Below are 15,420 nucleotides of genomic sequence, written 5' to 3' on the forward strand. Positions count from 1 at the left end.
AGCTCGGGGAGCGGCCGGGCGGGACTGCGGACGGTCACCGAGCCGCCCCAATCATCACCATTCGGTCACCACGCAGCCCGTGACTCTTTGCCAAACGCCTTGACAGTGCCATATTGGTCCGTGCCCGGACCGTATTCGACGCACTCTGGGCAGCGACAACACAGGTCGATTCAGCGGATGCGGGTAGATTCGTGCCCACCACTCCCAACGCGCCGCCGATCCGGCGAGGATCCGCATCCGGGGCGCGGTGCCGGTGGCACGCTGTCACGACCACACAGACCTGACGACATCAGGCTCATCACAGCAGGAGGACACGGTGACCACGGACCCCTGGGGCCGCGTAGACGACGACGGCACGGTCTATGTGCGCACGAGCGAGGGCGAACGTGTCGTCGGGTCATGGCAGGCGGGCGATCCGGAGGAGGCCCTGGCCTTCTTCACGCGCAAGTACGAGTCGCTGCTGACCGAGGTCGAGCTGCTGGAGAAGCGCCTGGCCACCACCGACCTGTCCGCCGCGCAGGCGATGTCCAGCGTGCAGAAGCTCCGTTCGGCCGTGACCGACGCCCAGGCCGTCGGCGACCTGGAGTCGCTGGGCAGGCGCCTGGACGCGCTCTCGGAGCGGGCCGAGCACCGCAAGGCCGAGCAGAAGCAGGCCCAGGAGCAGGCCCGGGGGCAGGCCCGCGAGACCAAGGAGCGCATCGTCGCCGAGGCCGAGCGCGTGGCCGAGGAGACGACGCACTGGAAGACCGGCGGCGAGCGCATGCGCCAGCTCATCGAGGAGTGGAAGGCCGCCCCGCGTGCCGACCGTCCCACCGAGCAGGCCCTGTGGAAGCGCATGTCCACCGCCCGCAACGCCTTCTCCAAGCGGCGCAAGGCCTACTTCGCCGGGCTGGACGAGCAGCGCGAGCACGTGCGCCACGACAAGGAGCGCATCGTCACCGAGGCCGAGGCGATCGCCGACTCCACCGACTGGGGGGCCACAGCGGGCCGCTACCGGGACCTGATGCAGCAGTGGAAGTCCACCGGACGCGCCGACCGCGCCACCGAGGACGCCCTGTGGGAGCGCTTCAAGGGCGCCCAGGACCGCTTCTTCGCCGCCCGCAACTCCGTCTTCGCCGAACGCGACGCCGAACTGCGCGGCAACGCCGAGGTCAAGGAGAAGCTGCTGGAGGAGGCCCGCCAGGAGCTGCTCCCGGTCACCGACCCGCGCGAGGCCCGCGCGAGGCTGCGCGACTTCCAGGAGCGCTGGGAGGAGGCCGGCGCGGCGCCGCGCGACACCCGGGAGCGCCTCGAAGGCGCCTTCCGCAAGATCGAGGAGGCCGTGCGCAAGGCCGAGGACCAGGAGTGGCAGCGCACCAACCCCGAGGCGCGCGCCCGCGCCGAGGCCACCGTCAGCCAGCTCCGCGGGTCCATCGAGGGCCTGGAGAAGCAGCTGTCCAAGGCGCGCGAGGCCGGGAACGACCGCAAGGCGCGCGAGGCCGAGGAGTCGCTGGAGGCCCGCCGCTCCTGGCTCGCCGAGGCCGAGCGGGCGCTGGAGGAGATGAGCTGAGGCCCGCCCTCCCCGTGACCGAGCGGGCCTGTCCGGACACCCCCGGTCCGGACAGGCCCGTTCCGCGTCCGGTCAGCGGGGCATCACCACGGTGAGGAGCAGCGCCGAGTCGGCCAGCGCGTGCAGGGCGTGCGTCGCCCGGGGGAGGATCAGCAGGTCTCCGGAGCGCGCGTCCCAGGCGTCGTCTCCCGAGGTGAGGCGCACCCTGCCGCGCAGCACGAACAGGGTGCTCTCCCCGGGGCTGGGATGGTCGTCCAGCGACCTTCCCTCGGTCAGCGCGAGCAGGGTCTGGCGCAGCGCGTGCTCGTGGCCGCCGTGGACAGTGGTGGCGCTGCGCCCCGACGACGCCTCGGCCGCCCGCCTCAGCTGCTGTTCGGCGAGCGCGTCCAGTGAGAGTTTCCGCATACGCCCAGTCTGCCCGCAGCCGCCGTCTCTCGGGGGACGACACCCCCGGGGCGTCGGCCGCGGGCCCCGGGGCCGGGACACCGCGGAGTTCCCGGCGCGGGGGCGTCCGGGGCTCTGCGGGGGGCGGGTCTCCACAGAGGTCCTGCCCGATGGTCTTGAGCCCTCTGCCCGTTTCGGTGCCTGAAAGGGCGGAAAGCTCACGACCATTCCGAGTGAGGTCGGAACCGGTCCCCGAACCTCCGCGTCACGGACACCCGGCGGGGACACGCGGGCCTCCAGCCCCGCCCGCCGCCACCTCGCGATCCGCGTGGCACGAGGCGGAAGGACCCGCCCGAAGCACCCGCGCCGATCCCCCGCGCCGGAGGTCTCCTAGTTGCGCATCCGGTAGACGTCGTAGACGCCGTCCACCCCGCGTACCGCCTTGAGCACGTGCCCCAGGTGGGCGGGGTCGGCCATCTCGAAGGTGAAGCGGCTCAGCGCGACCCGGTCCCGGCTGGTGTGCACGGTCGCCGACAGGATGTTGACGTGCTGGTCCGACAGCACCCGGGTGATGTCGGACAGCAGGCGCGTGCGGTCCAGCGCCTCCACCTGCAGGGCCACCAGGAACATGGAGTTCTCGGTCGGCTGCCACTGCACCTCCACCATGCGCTCCGGGTCGAGGTGCTTGGTGTTGACGCAGTCGCTGCGGTGCACCGAGACACCCGCGCCCCGGGTGACGAAGCCCACGATGGGATCGCCCGGCACGGGCGTGCAGCACTTGGACAGCCTCACCCACACGTCCGGGTCCCCCTGGACCACCACGCCGGGGTTGCCCGCGACCCGCTGGCGGGACGTGCGGGTGGGCGTGGCGGTCTCGGCCATGTCCTCTTCGGCGTTCTCCAGGCCGCCCATGGAGCCGACGAGCTTCTCGACGACGTTCTGGGCGCTGATCTGGTTCTCGCCGACGGCCGCGTACAGCGCGTCCAGGTCGGGATATCGCAGGTCGTGCGCGAGCGCGATCATCAGCTCGCCGCTGAACAGCCGCTTGACCGGCAGCTCCTGCTTGCGCATGACCTTGGCTATGGCGTCCTTGCCCTGCTCGATCGCCGCCTCGCGGCGCTCCTTGGTGAACCACTGCCGGATCTTGTTGCGGGCGCGGGCGCTCTTGACGAAGTTCAGCCAGTCGCGGCTGGGGCCCGCGTCGTCGGTCTTGGCGGTGATGATCTCCACGGTCTCGCCGTTGTGCAGCTCGCTGTCCAGCGACACCAGGCGGCCGTTGACCCGCACGCCCACGGTGCGGTGGCCGACCTCGGTGTGCACCGCGTAGGCGAAGTCCACGGCGGTCGCGCTCTGGGGCAGCGCGATGACGTCGCCGCCGGGGGTGAAGACGAAGACCTCCTGCACCGACAGGTCGAAGCGGAGCGCCTCCAGGAACTCGCCCGGGTCCTTGGTCTCCTGCTGCCAGTCGATGAGCTGGCGCAGCCAGGCCATGTCGTTGGACGCGCTCTTGGCCTTGGCTCCTCCGGAGTTGCGGTCCTCCTTGTACTTCCAGTGCGCGGCGATGCCGTACTCGGCGCGCCGGTGCATGGCGCGGGTGCGGATCTGGAGTTCGACCGGGTTTCCGGCGGGACCGATCACCGTGGTGTGCAGCGACTGGTACATGTTGAACTTCGGCATCGCGATGTAATCCTTGAACCGCCCCGGCACCGGATTCCAGCGCGCGTGGATGGTGCCGAGCGCCGCGTAGCAGTCGCGGACGCTGTCGACGAGGACCCTGATGCCGACGAGGTCGTAGATGTCGTCGAACCCGACGTTGCGGGCGATCATCTTCTGGTAGATCGAGTAGTAGTGCTTGGGGCGGCCGCGCACCGTCGCCTTGATCCTGGCCTCGCGCAGGTCCGCCGAGACCGCCTCTATGACGTCCTGGAGGTAGACGTCCCGGCGCGGGGAGCGCTCGGAGACCAGGCGGGCGATCTCGTCGAAGCGCTTGGGGTACATGGTCGCGAACGCGAGGTCCTCGAGCTCCCACTTGATGGTGTTCATGCCCAGGCGGTGGGCGAGCGGGGCGAAGATCTCCAGCGTCTCGCGGGCCTTCTTCTCCCGCTTGGCCTGCGGCAGATAGCGCAGGGTCCGCATGTTGTGCAGCCGGTCGCACAGCTTGATGACCAGGACCTTGATATCCCGCGACATCGCCACGACCATCTTGCGCACGGTCTCGGCCTGGGTGGCCTCGCCGTACTTGACCTTGTCGAGCTTGGTGACGCCGTCGACGAGTTCGGCGATCTCGTCGCCGAAGTCGGCGCGCAGCTGGTCGAGGGTGTAGGAGGTGTCCTCGACCGTGTCGTGCAGCAGCGCCGCGGCGATGGTCGGCTCCTGCATGCCGAGCTCGGCCAGGATCGTGGCCACCGCGAGGGGGTGCGTGATGTAGGGGTCGCCGCTCTTGCGCTTCTGGTCGCGGTGGTGGTGCGCGGCGACATCGTAGGCGCGCTCGATGAGGCGCACGTCCATCTTGGGGTGCGTCGCGCGGACGGTCTTGATGAGTGGTTCGAGGACCGGGTTCATTGTCGCTCCCCGCTGAGCACCGAGTCTCGCGAGTCTGCGTCGTACTCGCACCGTGGACGACGGACCGGGGGACGTCGTGGAGGCGGGACGGGCGTCAGCGTCGTCATGGGTCTCACCCGACGCTGAGGCGCCGATCGTGGAGGGGGCTGGTGGTTCGGGGGCGGGCGGCTCGGAGGCGTGGGGCGCCGCGTCGGAGGCGGCACCCCCCTGACACTCGGCGCGCCGCTCGTCCCCGCCCGGCGGGAAGGCCCCCGGCGTGGGCCGGGACACCGCGTCGGGCGTGTCGTCGGGGCGTGCGGGCTCCGCTTCGGTCGAGACCATTTCACTGCGCATGGACAACCTCCCGCGGCTGGACCGGCTGATCACCACGACCGCCTGCCGGTTCGTACGGACCGAGGTGATGGGACGTCGTCGTCGACACCCGACGCACCGGTTCGATGAGTGATGCGGGTGCCCGGAACACCCGTACGTCTTCCAACGCGGCGCCGCGATGCCGCCATTCCCCAGTCTAGACGCCACTGCGGGGGAGATCTCCGCACGTCAGTGCGGTGGAACGGGAGTGTCCCGGATGTCCCCGCCCTTGCGGGCCGTCAGACCGTGGTCAGAGCACGCAGCTCGACGTCGGACAGTTTCTCGCGTCCTTCGAGGAACCCCAGTTCCATGAGGACCGAGAATTCCACGACGGTACCACCCGCGCGGCGCACCAGGTCCACCGCGGCCCGTCCGGTGCCGCCGGTGGCGAGCACGTCGTCGACGATGAGCACACGGCTGCCGGGGGAGATCGCGTCCGCGTGCACCTCGACCGTCGCGGTGCCGTACTCGAGATCATAGGACTCGGCGAAGGTCGCCGCGGGCAGTTTCCCGGCTTTCCGCAGGGGGACGAAGCCCGCGCCCAGTTCCAGTGCGACGGGGGCGCCGAAGATGAAACCGCGCGCCTCCAGCCCGGCGACCAGGTCGATCCGCTCTCCGGCGAGCGGTCCGGCGATGGCCTTGACCACCGCCGCGAACCCGGCGGGGTCGGCGAGCAGCGGGGTGATGTCCTTGAACACCACTCCCGGTCGGGGGTAGTCGGCGATGTCGCGCACGTGCCGGGCGATGAGCGCGAGCAGGTCAGTGGTCATGGGTGGGAGGGCCTTCTCGGTTCGGTGACGAAAGACGGTACCGGTCCCGCGAGGCGGAACCGGTACCGGGGTGAAGTCTATGGGGGAACCGTCAGGACTTGTCCTGGCCGTCACCGGAGTCGTTCCCGAAGTCGGGGCGGTCCTCGACCGGGGTGTCGTCGTCGGGCTCCTGCGGGGTGATGACCTCCCCGACACCGGCTTTGACCATGCGGATGCGGGTGCCGGGCGAGATCTCCAGCTCGACGTCGTCGTCGTGGACCTCCACGATGGTGCCGTAGATCCCCGCCTTGGTCATCACCTCGGTGCCGGGCGTCAGCGCGCTCTGCATCTGGAGCTCCTGCTGGCGGCGCTTCTGCTGCGGCCTGAAGAACAGCAGGTAGAAGACGGCGATGATGAGGACGAAGATCAGCACCTGGCCGATCAGGCCGGAGCCTTGGCCCTGTGGCTGCGCTGCGAGATTGATTAGGCCCTGCACGGGGCGTCCTTTCCTGGTTTTCCTGAACCGCGCCGGTCTGCGGGGAGGCACATTGGCGGCACGCCCTGCTCCAACGAACGAACCCCGGCCGGTGTTCCCCGCGATGGTGCGGGCGGCGGGCGGCGGGTTCACGCTCCTCCCAGCCTACGGCTCCTCGGCCGCTCCGAACAGGGCGCCCGCGCCGAAGGCCGCGTCGGGCGGCGGGGTCAGTCCCATGTGCGCCCACGCCTCCGCGGTGGCGACCCTGCCGCGGGGGGTGCGGGCGATGAAACCGGACCTGACCAGGAAGGGCTCGGCGACGACCTCCACGGTCTCGGGCTCCTCCCCCACCGACACCGCGAGTGTGGACAGCCCGACGGGCCCTCCCCGGAAGCGGCGCAGCAGCGCGGTCAGGACCGCGCGGTCCAGTCGGTCCAGGCCCTCGTCGTCGACCTCGTAGAGGCTGAGCGCGGCGCGGGCGGTCTCCAGGGTGAGCCGGCCGTCGCCGCGCACCTCCGCGTAGTCGCGGACCCGGCGCAGCAGCCGGTTGGCGATCCGGGGGGTGCCGCGCGAGCGTCCGGCGATCTCGACGGCGGCGTCGGGGGCGAGGTCCGCGCCCAGCAGGCCCGCCGAGCGGCGCAGGATGAGCTCCAGCTCGTCGGGCCGGTAGAAGTCCATGTGCGCGACGAAACCGAACCGGTCACGCAGCGGCGCGGGCAGCATCCCTGCCCTGGTGGTGGCCCCCACCAGGGTGAACGGCGCGATGTCGAGCGGGATGGCGGTCGCTCCGGGCCCCTTTCCGACCACGACGTCCACCCGGAAGTCCTCCATGGCGACGTACAGCATCTCCTCCGCCGGACGCGCCATGCGGTGGATCTCGTCCAGGAACAGGACCTCGCCCTCGTGCAGGGTGGACAGCACGGCCGCCAGGTCCCCCGAACGCTCGATCGCGGGCCCCGAGGTGATGCGCAGCGAGGAGCCCAGCTCGGCGGCGATGATCATGGCCAGGGTGGTCTTGCCCAGGCCGGGACCGCCCGACATCAGGATGTGGTCGGGCGCCTTGCCGCGCCGCTGGGCGCTGCGCAGCACCAGGGAGAGCTGTTCGCGCACGCGCTCCTGGCCGACGAACTCGTCCAGGCTCTTGGGCCGGAGCGCGCCCTCGACGGCGCGCTCGTCCAGATCCGCCTCCGGCGAGACCAGGTCCCGCTCGTGCTCACTCATCGGTTCTCTCCTCCTCCGCGCGGTCATGGCGCCAGTGGGGCGCCGTCACCGACGCCCGTTGACGATCGTGACGTTAGCGCCCCGCGATGTCCGTCTCAGGGGGCGCTGACGTAAAGATCATCGGTGGGGCGGGGTCCAAGGCCGCACATCCTAGGCCCGGCTCAGTTTGCGGAGGGCGCTGCGCAGCAGGGCGGCGACGTCGGCGTCCCCTCCCGCCTCCGCGTCGTCGGCGACGGCGTCGGCGGCGGACTCGGCGTCGCGCGCGGACCAGCCGAGGTTGACCAGGCCGGAGACCACCTGCGGGCGCCACGGCAGGGCGGCGGGTCCGGCCACGTGCCGCGCCCCGACCGGGCCGTCCTCCCCGACGGGCACGCCGAGCTTGCCCTTCAGTTCCAGGACGATCCGCTGGGCGCCCTTCTTCCCGATGCCCGGCACCTGGACGAGCGCCCCGGTGTCCTCGGCCGCCACGGCCCGGCGCAGCGAGTCGGGGGTGTGCACGGCGAGCATGGCCAGGGCCAGGCGCGGGCCGACCCCGCTGGCGCTCTGGAGGCGTTCGAAGACGTCGCGCTCGTCGTCGTCGCCGAAGCCGAACAGGGTGAGGGAGTCCTCGCGGACCACCAGGGCGGTGGCGACGGTGGCCTGCTCCCCCACCGGCAACCGCGCCAGCGTGGCCGGGGTGCACTGCACGGTCATGCCGACCCCGCCCACCTCGATGACGGCCGATCCGGCGCCGCGGGCGGCGACCCTGCCGCTCAGGAACGCGATCAATGGTCCTCTTTCCCTAGAGCCCGCGCGCCTGGCGGGCGAGTTCGATCTTCCTGGCGAACTCCTGCTGCGCCTGGGCGACCCTGGCCTGCGCCCCGCCGCGCCACAGGTGGCAGATGGCCAGGGCCACGGCGTCGGCCGCGTCGGCGGGCCGGGGCGGACCGTCGAGTTTGAGGATCCGCGCCACCATCATGCCCACCTGGGCCTTGTCGGCGCGGCCGCTCCCGGTGATGGCGGCCTTGACCTCGCTGGGGGTGTGCAGGGCGACGGGCAGGCCGCGACGCGCGGCGCACACGATGGCGACGGCGCTGGCCTGCGCGGTGCCCATCACGGTGCTGACGTTGTGCTGGGCGAAGACCCGCTCCACGGCGACGGCGTCGGGCCGGTGCTCGTCCAGCCACTCCTCGATCCCCTGCTCGACGCCGAGCAGGCGCACGGGGAGTTCGGCGTCGGCCGGAGTGCGGATCGCCCCGGCCGCGACCATGGTGAGGGAACGGCCGATGGCTCCGTCCACCACCCCCACGCCGCACCTGGTCAGCCCCGGGTCGATCCCCAGTACGCGCACCCGTCCCCCTGATCGTCGAACGCTCGTTCGCAGAGCCTACCGGCCCGCGCTGTCAGCCACGGGCCCGGACGGCGCGCCCCGCAGACACGCGCGCCCCGGACCTGTGCCGGGGCGCGCGTGAGTGGAGCGTGTGCTCAGCCGATCTTCTCCAGGACCTCGTCGGAGATGTCGGCGTTGGTGTAGACGTTCTGCACGTCGTCGGAGTCCTCCAGGGCGTCCACGAGGCGCATCACCTTCTTGGCCGCGTCCTCGTCGAGCGGGACCTCCATGCTCGGCAGGAAGTTCGCCTCCGCCGACTCGTACTCGATGCCCGCCTCCTGCAGGGCGGTGCGCACCGCGACCAGGTCGGTGGCCTCGCTGATGATCTCGAAGGACTCGCCCAGGTCGTTGACGTCCTCCGCTCCCGCCTCCAGCACCGCGAGGGTGACGTCGTCCTCGGTGGTCCCCTCCTTGGGGACGATGACGACGCCCTTGCGGTTGAACAGGTAGGACACCGAGCCCGCGTCGGCCATGGAGCCGCCGTTGCGGGTGACCGCGACGCGCACCTCGGAGGCCGCGCGGTTGCGGTTGTCGGTGAGGCACTCCACCAGCAGCGCCACACCGCCCGGGGCGTATCCCTCGTACATGATGGTCTGCCAGTCGGCGCCGCCCGCCTCCTCACCGCCGCCGCGCTTGCGCGCGCGCTCGATGTTGTCCAGCGGGACCGAGTTCTTCTTGGCCTTCTGGATGGCGTCGAAGAGCGTGGGGTTCCCGTCGGGATCCCCGCCCCCCGTGCGCGCCGCCACCTCGACGTTCTTGATCAGCTTCGCGAAGAGCTTGCCCCGCTTGGCGTCGATGACGGCTTTCTTGTGCTTGGTGGTGGCCCACTTGGAGTGGCCGCTCATGCGTTTCCTTTCACCATGTCGACGAAGAGCCGGTGGATACGCGCGTCCCCGGTGATCTCGGGGTGGAACGAGGTTGCCAGCAGCCCCCCCTGTCGTACCGCGACGATCCTACCGGCCCGGTCTCCCTGGGAAACGTGCCCGAGCGCCCGGGCGGACGCGCCGACCGACTCGACCCAGGGGGCGCGGATGAAGACCGCCTCGAAGGGGCCGCCGTCCACCCCGTCCACGGTCACGGGCGCCTCGAAGGAGTCGACCTGCCGTCCGAAGGCGTTACGCCGGACCGTCATGTCGATGCCGCCGACGGTCTCCTGGCCCTGGACGCCGTCCTCGATCCGGTCGGCCAGCATGATCATGCCCGCGCAGGAGCCGTAGGCGGGCAGCCCCGCGGCGACGCGCTTGCGCAGGGGTTCGAGCATCTCGAAGGCGACGGCGAGCTTCCACATCGTGGTGGACTCCCCGCCCGGGATGACCAGTCCGTCGACCGCGTCGAGCTCCTCGGGGCGCCGGACCCCGACGGCGCGGGCGCCCGCGCGCTCCAGCGCGCGCGCGTGTTCGCGGACATCGCCCTGAAGGGCGAGCACTCCGATGGTGGGTGTGGCGGACAAGGGGCGACCTCGCTCAACTGCTCGCGTGTACGGCCCGCCGGAACCCTCCCGGCGGCGCGGGCCGCGCTCGCGAATACCGCCCGGTCCCGCGTTCACCAGATTAAGCGCTCGGGTGAAGCGGGCGGTCCGCCATGGGCCGGACCGCCTTACGGCTTCTTCTCGCGCCGCGCGCCCGTCCTCTTCTCCTTCTCCCCGTACCGTCGAAAGCCGGAGCTGTCGAGCTTGACATCCCTGAGCGGCTCCGGAAGGACGACGGAGTCCCCGAAGGTCATCCGATGGACTCCCCGGTACTCCCTCCGGCTCGGATCCGAGTACACGACCACGGCGCCATCGCGGGGATCGACCAGAAGGTAGAGCGGGATCCCCCACTCGGCATACTCGCGGAGTTTATCGACGATGTCCGCGCTGAAGAGCCAGTCATCCTCATCCGTGACCTCAGCGGGGAGGGCCAGGAGATCGGGAGTGCAGTAGTCCTGGTCAGGGCCGGGGCCCTCGATGGAGGTGGTCTGCAGCGGCACCTTTCCCGCGGGCAACTGGGAATCCAACTGGAGTTGGAGCAGACGGATGATCCCGTTGTGCTTGGCGGTCGGGGTGGGGGACACGACGAGTTTCCCTCCGAGGATCTCAATCCGGTATCCAGGGAGTACCTCGGTCATCCGCTCGGCGACATCGCGCAGGGTTTCCGAAGGCCACGGGTCGAGCGGCTGACGGCCGCTCATCGCCGCCGTTTTCGTTCCTGTCGTGGTGACCGACATGCGCACTCCTTTCCTTGGAGTGCTCATCGCAGAGGTCCCACCCACCCTCCGTGTCCGGGAGAACGCGGACAGCCCGCCCTTCCATCCTAAGCGGGCGGGGCGCCCGGTGGCCAGCACCGGACGCCCCGTTCGCGGGCGGTGACCGCTACCAGCCGCGGTCCGCGTAGCGCTGGCCGTCGGCGAGGTCGTCCAGGTTGATGCCGACCATGGCCTCGCCCAGGCCCCGGGAGACCCTGGCGATGGTGGCGGGGTCGTCGTAGAAGGTGGTGGCCTTGACGATGGCCTCGGCACGCTTGGCCGGGTCGCCGGACTTGAAGATGCCCGAGCCGACGAAGACGCTCTCCGCGCCGAGCTGGCGCATGAGCGCGGCGTCGGCCGGGGTGGCCACGCCTCCGGCGGAGAACAGCGGGACGGGCAGCTTGCCGAGCTTCGCCACCTCCTTGACCAGCTCGTACGGGGCGCGCAGCTCCTTTGCGGCGCCGAAGAGCTCGGCCTCGTCCAGGATGGACAGGCGCCTGATCTCGGACTGGATGGAGCGCATGTGGCGGGTGGCCTCGACGACGTTTCCGGTGCCGGCCTCGCCCTTGGAGCGGATCATGGCCGCGCCCTCGGCGATGCGGCGCAGCGCCTCGCCCAGGTTGGTGGCGCCGCACACGAAGGGGACCTCGAAGGCCCACTTGTCGATGTGGTACGCCTCGTCGGCGGGGGTCAGCACCTCGGACTCGTCGACGAAGTCGACCTGCAGGAACTCCAGGACCTGCGCCTCGACGAAGTGGCCGATGCGGACCTTGGCCATGACCGGGATGGTCACCGCGGCCTTGATGCCGTCGATCATGTCGGGGTCGGACATGCGGGCCACGCCGCCGTCCTTGCGGATGTCGGCGGGCACGCGCTCCAGCGCCATGACGGCGACCGCGCCCGCGTCCTCGGCGATCTTGGCCTGCTCGGGCGTGACCACGTCCATGATCACCCCGCCCTTGAGCTGCTCGGCCATACCGCGCTTGACGCGGGTGGTGCCGACCGTGCTTTCGGTGGTGTTCTCGGGGGTGTTGGTCACGGCGGTGGACTCCAGGTTCTCGGTGGACACGGCTATCGCCTCGATGCGAGGAGGATCTTATTGGTTCGGGCGCGGGCCGCCTCGGGCGGCCTCCGCACTCGCGTCTTCCATGGTAGATCCTCGCCTTGACATCCTTTCCAGGACATATCGGCATCGGGGATCGGGAAGCCTCCGCGGAGTGTCGGCCCGTTGGGACAACGGGGAACGCCCCGCCGTGATTCCCGGCGGGTTCACACGCGCCCGGGCTGCTCCGGCGGCTCGTCGTCCATCTCGAAGTAGTCGGGCATCCCCGCCTTCCCGGCCAGCCGAAGGACGCCGACCAGACGGGACGAGCGGGCCGTGTGGATGGCGCTGACCGCGTCGTTGTAGAAGCGGCGGGCGATGTAGACGCGCTTGGCCGCCGCGCGCGTCTCGGCGAGCAGGTCGGCGCTCTCCTCCGGCGGGTCCCCGGCCTCGGCCAGGACCGCGCGCAGGGCGCGCGACAGGGAGCTCTCGGCGAGCTCCCGGTCCGCCCGGGCCTCGGCGCGGCGGGCCCGGGCCGCGGCGTCGGAGAGGATCACGCCGGCGGCGGGCCCCAGCACCCCCGCCGCCGCCAGTTCGGCGACCACCGCGCCGCGTCTGGCCAGGGCCGCGTCCAAGGCGGCGTTCGCGGTCTCCAGCCGGGTGTGCAGGCGGTCCAGGCGGGTCGCGCGCCAGGACAGGTAGAAGGAGAACAGCACCAGCAGCGCGAGTACGGCGCCGACCGCGGTGAGCGCGTCCATCCCCTGCTCACCCGGCCTCGGCGCGCACCGGACCGCCGACCCCCGCGGGCAGCACCGCCTCGTAGACGCGCACCACGTCGGCGGCCACCGCGCTCCAGTCGTAGGCGCGCACGGCCTCGCGCGCCGCCGCCGACAGCTCCGCGCGCCGCCCCGGGGCGTCCAGCAGCGATCCGGCCGCGGCGGCCAGCGCGACCGGGTCCCCGGCACCGAAGAGCGCACCGGCCGTCCCTCCGCGCAGCACGTGCCGGAACGCGGGGATGTCGCTGGCCAGGATCGCCGAGCCCGCGGACATGGCCTCGGTCAGGACGATCCCGAAGCTCTCCCCGCCCAGGTTGGGCGCGCAGAAGACGTCGACGGAGTGGTAGACGCGCGCCTTGTCCGCGTCGCTGACCAGCCCCAGGGCCACGACCCGCTCGCGCAGCGCCGGGTCCACCCTGGCGCGGGCCTCCTCGACGTTCCCGGGCCCCGCGACGAGCAGCCGCAGCCCCGGGCGCCGGCGCCCCAGCTCGTTGAAGGCCGCCAGCAGCACGGGAAGCCCCTTGCGCGGTTCGTCCATGCGGCCCAGGAAGCCGATCGAACCGCCCCGGCCCGGCCAGTCCGGAAGCGGTTCGGCGTTCTCGTACCGGCGCACCGACACCCCGTTGGGGATCAGGACGGCGTCCCCGCCCAGGTGCTCCACCAGGGTCCTGCGCGCGGCCTCGGACACGGCGATGCGGCCGTTGACCTTCTCCAGCGCGGTCTGCAGCATCGCGGCGGAGGCGGCCATCGCGCGGGACCGCGGGTTGGAGGTGTGGAAGGTGGCCACGATGGGCCCGTCGGCGACCCAGCAGGCCAGCAGGGACAGGCTGGGCGCGGCCGGTTCGTGGACGTGCAGCACGTCGAACCCGCCTTCGCGGATCCACCTGCGCACCCGGCCCGCGGAGCGCAGCCCGAAGGACAGGCGGGCGACCGAGCCGTTGTAGGGGACCGCGACGGCCCGGCCGGCCGACACGATGTGCGGGGGCAGCTCGGTCTCGGCGTCGCACGGGGTCAGCACCGACACCTCGTGCCCGAGCCCCATGAGCGCCTCGGCGAGGTCTCCGATGTGCTGCTGGACCCCTCCGGGGACGTCCCACGTGTAGGGGCAGACCAGGCCGATCCGCATCCGGTTCACCCCGCACCGGCGCCGGGTGCGGTACCGGCCTCGTCGGCGGTGAACACGCGCTGCAGCATGTGCCAGTCCTCCGGGTGCTCGGCGATCTCGCCCTCGAAGACGCGCGCCAGTTCCCGGGTCATCGCGTGGACCCTGGCCGAGCGGTCGCCCCGGGGCGGCGGCTCGATCTCCTCGTGCACCCGGATGCCCCAGTACGGTCCGTCGAACCACAGCGACACCGGCATGAGGGCCGCGCCCGTGGCCAGGGCCAGTGCGGCGGGCCCGGCGGGCATCCGCGCCGGTTCGCCGAAGAAGGCGACCTCCACCCCCTGGGAGGTGAGGTCGCGGTCGGCGAGCAGGCACACCAGCCCGCCCGCGCGCAGGCGGCGGGCCAGAACGCCCGCCGTGTGGCCCGCGCCCCCGGTGAGCGGCAGGACCTCCATGCCCAGGCTCTCGCGGAACGCCACGAACCGCTCGAACAGGCTCTCGGGGCGCAGCCGTTCGGCGACGGTGGTCAGCGGTGTGCCGCGCAGCGTGATCCAGGCTCCCGCGTGGTCCCAGTTCCCCATGTGCGGCAGCGCGGCGACGACCCCTCGGCCCGCCGCGACGTGCGCCTCCAGGACCTCGATCCCGGTGCTCCGGGTGCGGTCCAGGATGCGTTCGCGCCCCATCGCGGGCAGCCGGAAGGACTCGTACCAGTAGCGCATGTAGGAGCGCATCCCCGCCCTCGACAGCGCGCGCAGCTCGGCCTGGGAGGCGTCGGGGCCCAGGAGGCGGCGCAGGTTCGCCTCCAGCTGGCGCACACCGCCCAGGCGGTTGCGCCAGGCGTGGTCGGCGATCCTGGTGAACACCCACCGGCCGGGGCGTTCGGGCACGTACCGGATCAGCGCCCAGCCCAGCAAGTAGGCGGCCGTGGTGGCGCGGTCCCCCGCGCCGCGGGGCCCCTTCACTGCGTTTCGGCGGGGCGGCTGGGTTCGGTGAGCCGGATCCGGGTCTCCACGAGCCGCTGCCCGATGGTGAGCGCGCTGAGGACGGCCAGCAGCCAGAGCCCTCCCGCGAGGACGTAGGGGACGTCGAGCCCGTGCAGGCCCGCGGCGACCAGGACGAGGATGAGGCGCTCGGTGCGTTCGGCGACCCCCACGTCGCAGTTGACGCCGAGCGACTCGGCGCGCGCCTTGACGTAGGACACGCCGAACCCGCCGATCATGCAGAACAGGGCGAGCCAGGCGAGGACCTGGTCTCCGCTCTCGCCCATGAGCCACACCAGCAGCCCGGCGAAGATGGCGGCGTCGGCGAGCCGGTCCAGGGTGGAGTCGAGGAAGGCCCCCCACGGGCTGGCCCCTTCGGTGGCCCGCGCCACCGCTCCGTCGAGCATGTCGAAGAGCACGAAGACGGTGACGACGATGGTGCCGATGTAGAGCTGTCCGCGGGGGTAGAAGAACAGCGAGCTCGCGACGACTCCGGCGGTTCCCACGATCGTGACGATGTTCGGGGTGACGCCGATGCGCGCGAGGCCGCGGCCGATGGGGCTCAGGAGTCGGTCGGTGGCTGGGCGCAGGATTCTCAGCATGGTTTCTTTGCGGTCGTAGGGCGTGTTTCTCTGGT

Annotated in this window: 16 protein-coding genes; 1 reads left to right on the forward strand and 15 read right to left on the reverse strand. The window is 71.7% G+C overall.

Annotated features, from left to right (window positions below):
• Positions 1-316 precede the first annotated feature (316 nt).
• Entirely contained in the window at positions 317-1,549 is a 1,233-nt protein-coding gene (locus EV190_RS14125; protein WP_133742015.1) for a DUF349 domain-containing protein, read from the forward strand.
• Positions 1,550-1,621: 72 nt separating this feature from the next.
• Here EV190_RS14125 and EV190_RS14130 read toward each other — a convergent pair whose 3' ends face one another.
• The 15 genes from EV190_RS14130 to pgsA all read right to left on the reverse strand — a co-directional run bounded on the left by EV190_RS14130 (position 1,622) and on the right by pgsA (position 15,385).
• Positions 1,622-1,954 carry a cupin domain-containing protein gene (locus tag EV190_RS14130; RefSeq protein WP_133742016.1) on the reverse strand — a complete coding sequence of 111 codons (333 nt, stop codon included), beginning with the start codon at positions 1,952-1,954 and terminating at the stop codon, positions 1,622-1,624.
• Positions 1,955-2,323: 369 nt separating this feature from the next.
• A complete protein-coding gene (locus EV190_RS14135) occupies positions 2,324-4,495 on the reverse strand; it encodes a RelA/SpoT family protein (protein WP_243742573.1) in 2,172 nt (723 codons plus the stop codon).
• Between the two features lie 590 nt (positions 4,496-5,085).
• Positions 5,086-5,616: an adenine phosphoribosyltransferase gene (locus EV190_RS14140; RefSeq protein WP_133742017.1), complete on the reverse strand. Its 531-nt coding sequence runs from the start codon at positions 5,614-5,616 to the stop codon at positions 5,086-5,088.
• Between the two features lie 91 nt (positions 5,617-5,707).
• Complete coding sequence (yajC, locus tag EV190_RS14145) at positions 5,708-6,091, reverse strand: preprotein translocase subunit YajC (RefSeq protein WP_133742018.1); 384 nt, start codon at positions 6,089-6,091, stop codon at positions 5,708-5,710.
• A 144-nt stretch (positions 6,092-6,235) separates the two neighbouring features.
• Positions 6,236-7,291, reverse strand: coding sequence for a Holliday junction branch migration DNA helicase RuvB (gene ruvB / locus EV190_RS14150; RefSeq protein WP_133742019.1), 1,056 nt, complete (start codon positions 7,289-7,291; stop codon positions 6,236-6,238).
• Between the two features lie 150 nt (positions 7,292-7,441).
• Positions 7,442-8,059: a Holliday junction branch migration protein RuvA gene (gene ruvA, locus EV190_RS14155; protein WP_133742020.1), complete on the reverse strand. Its 618-nt coding sequence runs from the start codon at positions 8,057-8,059 to the stop codon at positions 7,442-7,444.
• A 13-nt stretch (positions 8,060-8,072) separates the two neighbouring features.
• Positions 8,073-8,621: a crossover junction endodeoxyribonuclease RuvC gene (gene ruvC / locus EV190_RS14160; RefSeq protein WP_133742021.1), complete on the reverse strand. Its 549-nt coding sequence runs from the start codon at positions 8,619-8,621 to the stop codon at positions 8,073-8,075.
• 134 nt (positions 8,622-8,755) lie between these two features.
• Positions 8,756-9,505, reverse strand: coding sequence for a YebC/PmpR family DNA-binding transcriptional regulator (locus EV190_RS14165; RefSeq protein ID WP_133742022.1), 750 nt, complete (start codon positions 9,503-9,505; stop codon positions 8,756-8,758).
• Complete coding sequence (gene pdxT / locus EV190_RS14170; RefSeq protein ID WP_133742023.1) at positions 9,502-10,110, reverse strand: pyridoxal 5'-phosphate synthase glutaminase subunit PdxT; 609 nt, start codon at positions 10,108-10,110, stop codon at positions 9,502-9,504. Before pdxT ends, EV190_RS14165 begins: the two co-directional genes overlap by 4 nt.
• A 146-nt stretch (positions 10,111-10,256) precedes the next feature.
• Entirely contained in the window at positions 10,257-10,865 is a 609-nt protein-coding gene (locus EV190_RS14175) for a Uma2 family endonuclease (RefSeq protein WP_133742024.1), read from the reverse strand.
• A 145-nt stretch (positions 10,866-11,010) separates the two neighbouring features.
• Positions 11,011-11,937 carry a pyridoxal 5'-phosphate synthase lyase subunit PdxS gene (gene pdxS, locus EV190_RS14180; protein WP_133742069.1) on the reverse strand — a complete coding sequence of 309 codons (927 nt, stop codon included), beginning with the start codon at positions 11,935-11,937 and terminating at the stop codon, positions 11,011-11,013.
• Positions 11,938-12,152: 215 nt separating this feature from the next.
• A complete protein-coding gene (locus EV190_RS14185; protein WP_133742025.1) occupies positions 12,153-12,683 on the reverse strand; it encodes a hypothetical protein in 531 nt (176 codons plus the stop codon).
• A 7-nt stretch (positions 12,684-12,690) separates the two neighbouring features.
• On the reverse strand, positions 12,691-13,827 hold the full coding sequence (locus EV190_RS14190) for a glycosyltransferase family 4 protein (RefSeq protein ID WP_133742026.1): 1,137 nt from the start codon (positions 13,825-13,827) through the stop codon (positions 12,691-12,693).
• A 5-nt stretch (positions 13,828-13,832) separates the two neighbouring features.
• Complete coding sequence (locus EV190_RS14195) at positions 13,833-14,765, reverse strand: phosphatidylinositol mannoside acyltransferase (RefSeq protein ID WP_133742027.1); 933 nt, start codon at positions 14,763-14,765, stop codon at positions 13,833-13,835.
• Entirely contained in the window at positions 14,762-15,385 is a 624-nt protein-coding gene (gene pgsA / locus EV190_RS14200; protein ID WP_133742028.1) for a phosphatidylinositol phosphate synthase, read from the reverse strand. The genes EV190_RS14195 and pgsA overlap by 4 nt, the downstream gene beginning before the upstream one ends.
• Between the last annotated feature and the right edge of the window lie 35 nt (positions 15,386-15,420).

This window comes from Actinorugispora endophytica (assembly GCF_004363075.1).
Classification (GTDB): domain Bacteria; phylum Actinomycetota; class Actinomycetes; order Streptosporangiales; family Streptosporangiaceae; genus Actinorugispora; species Actinorugispora endophytica.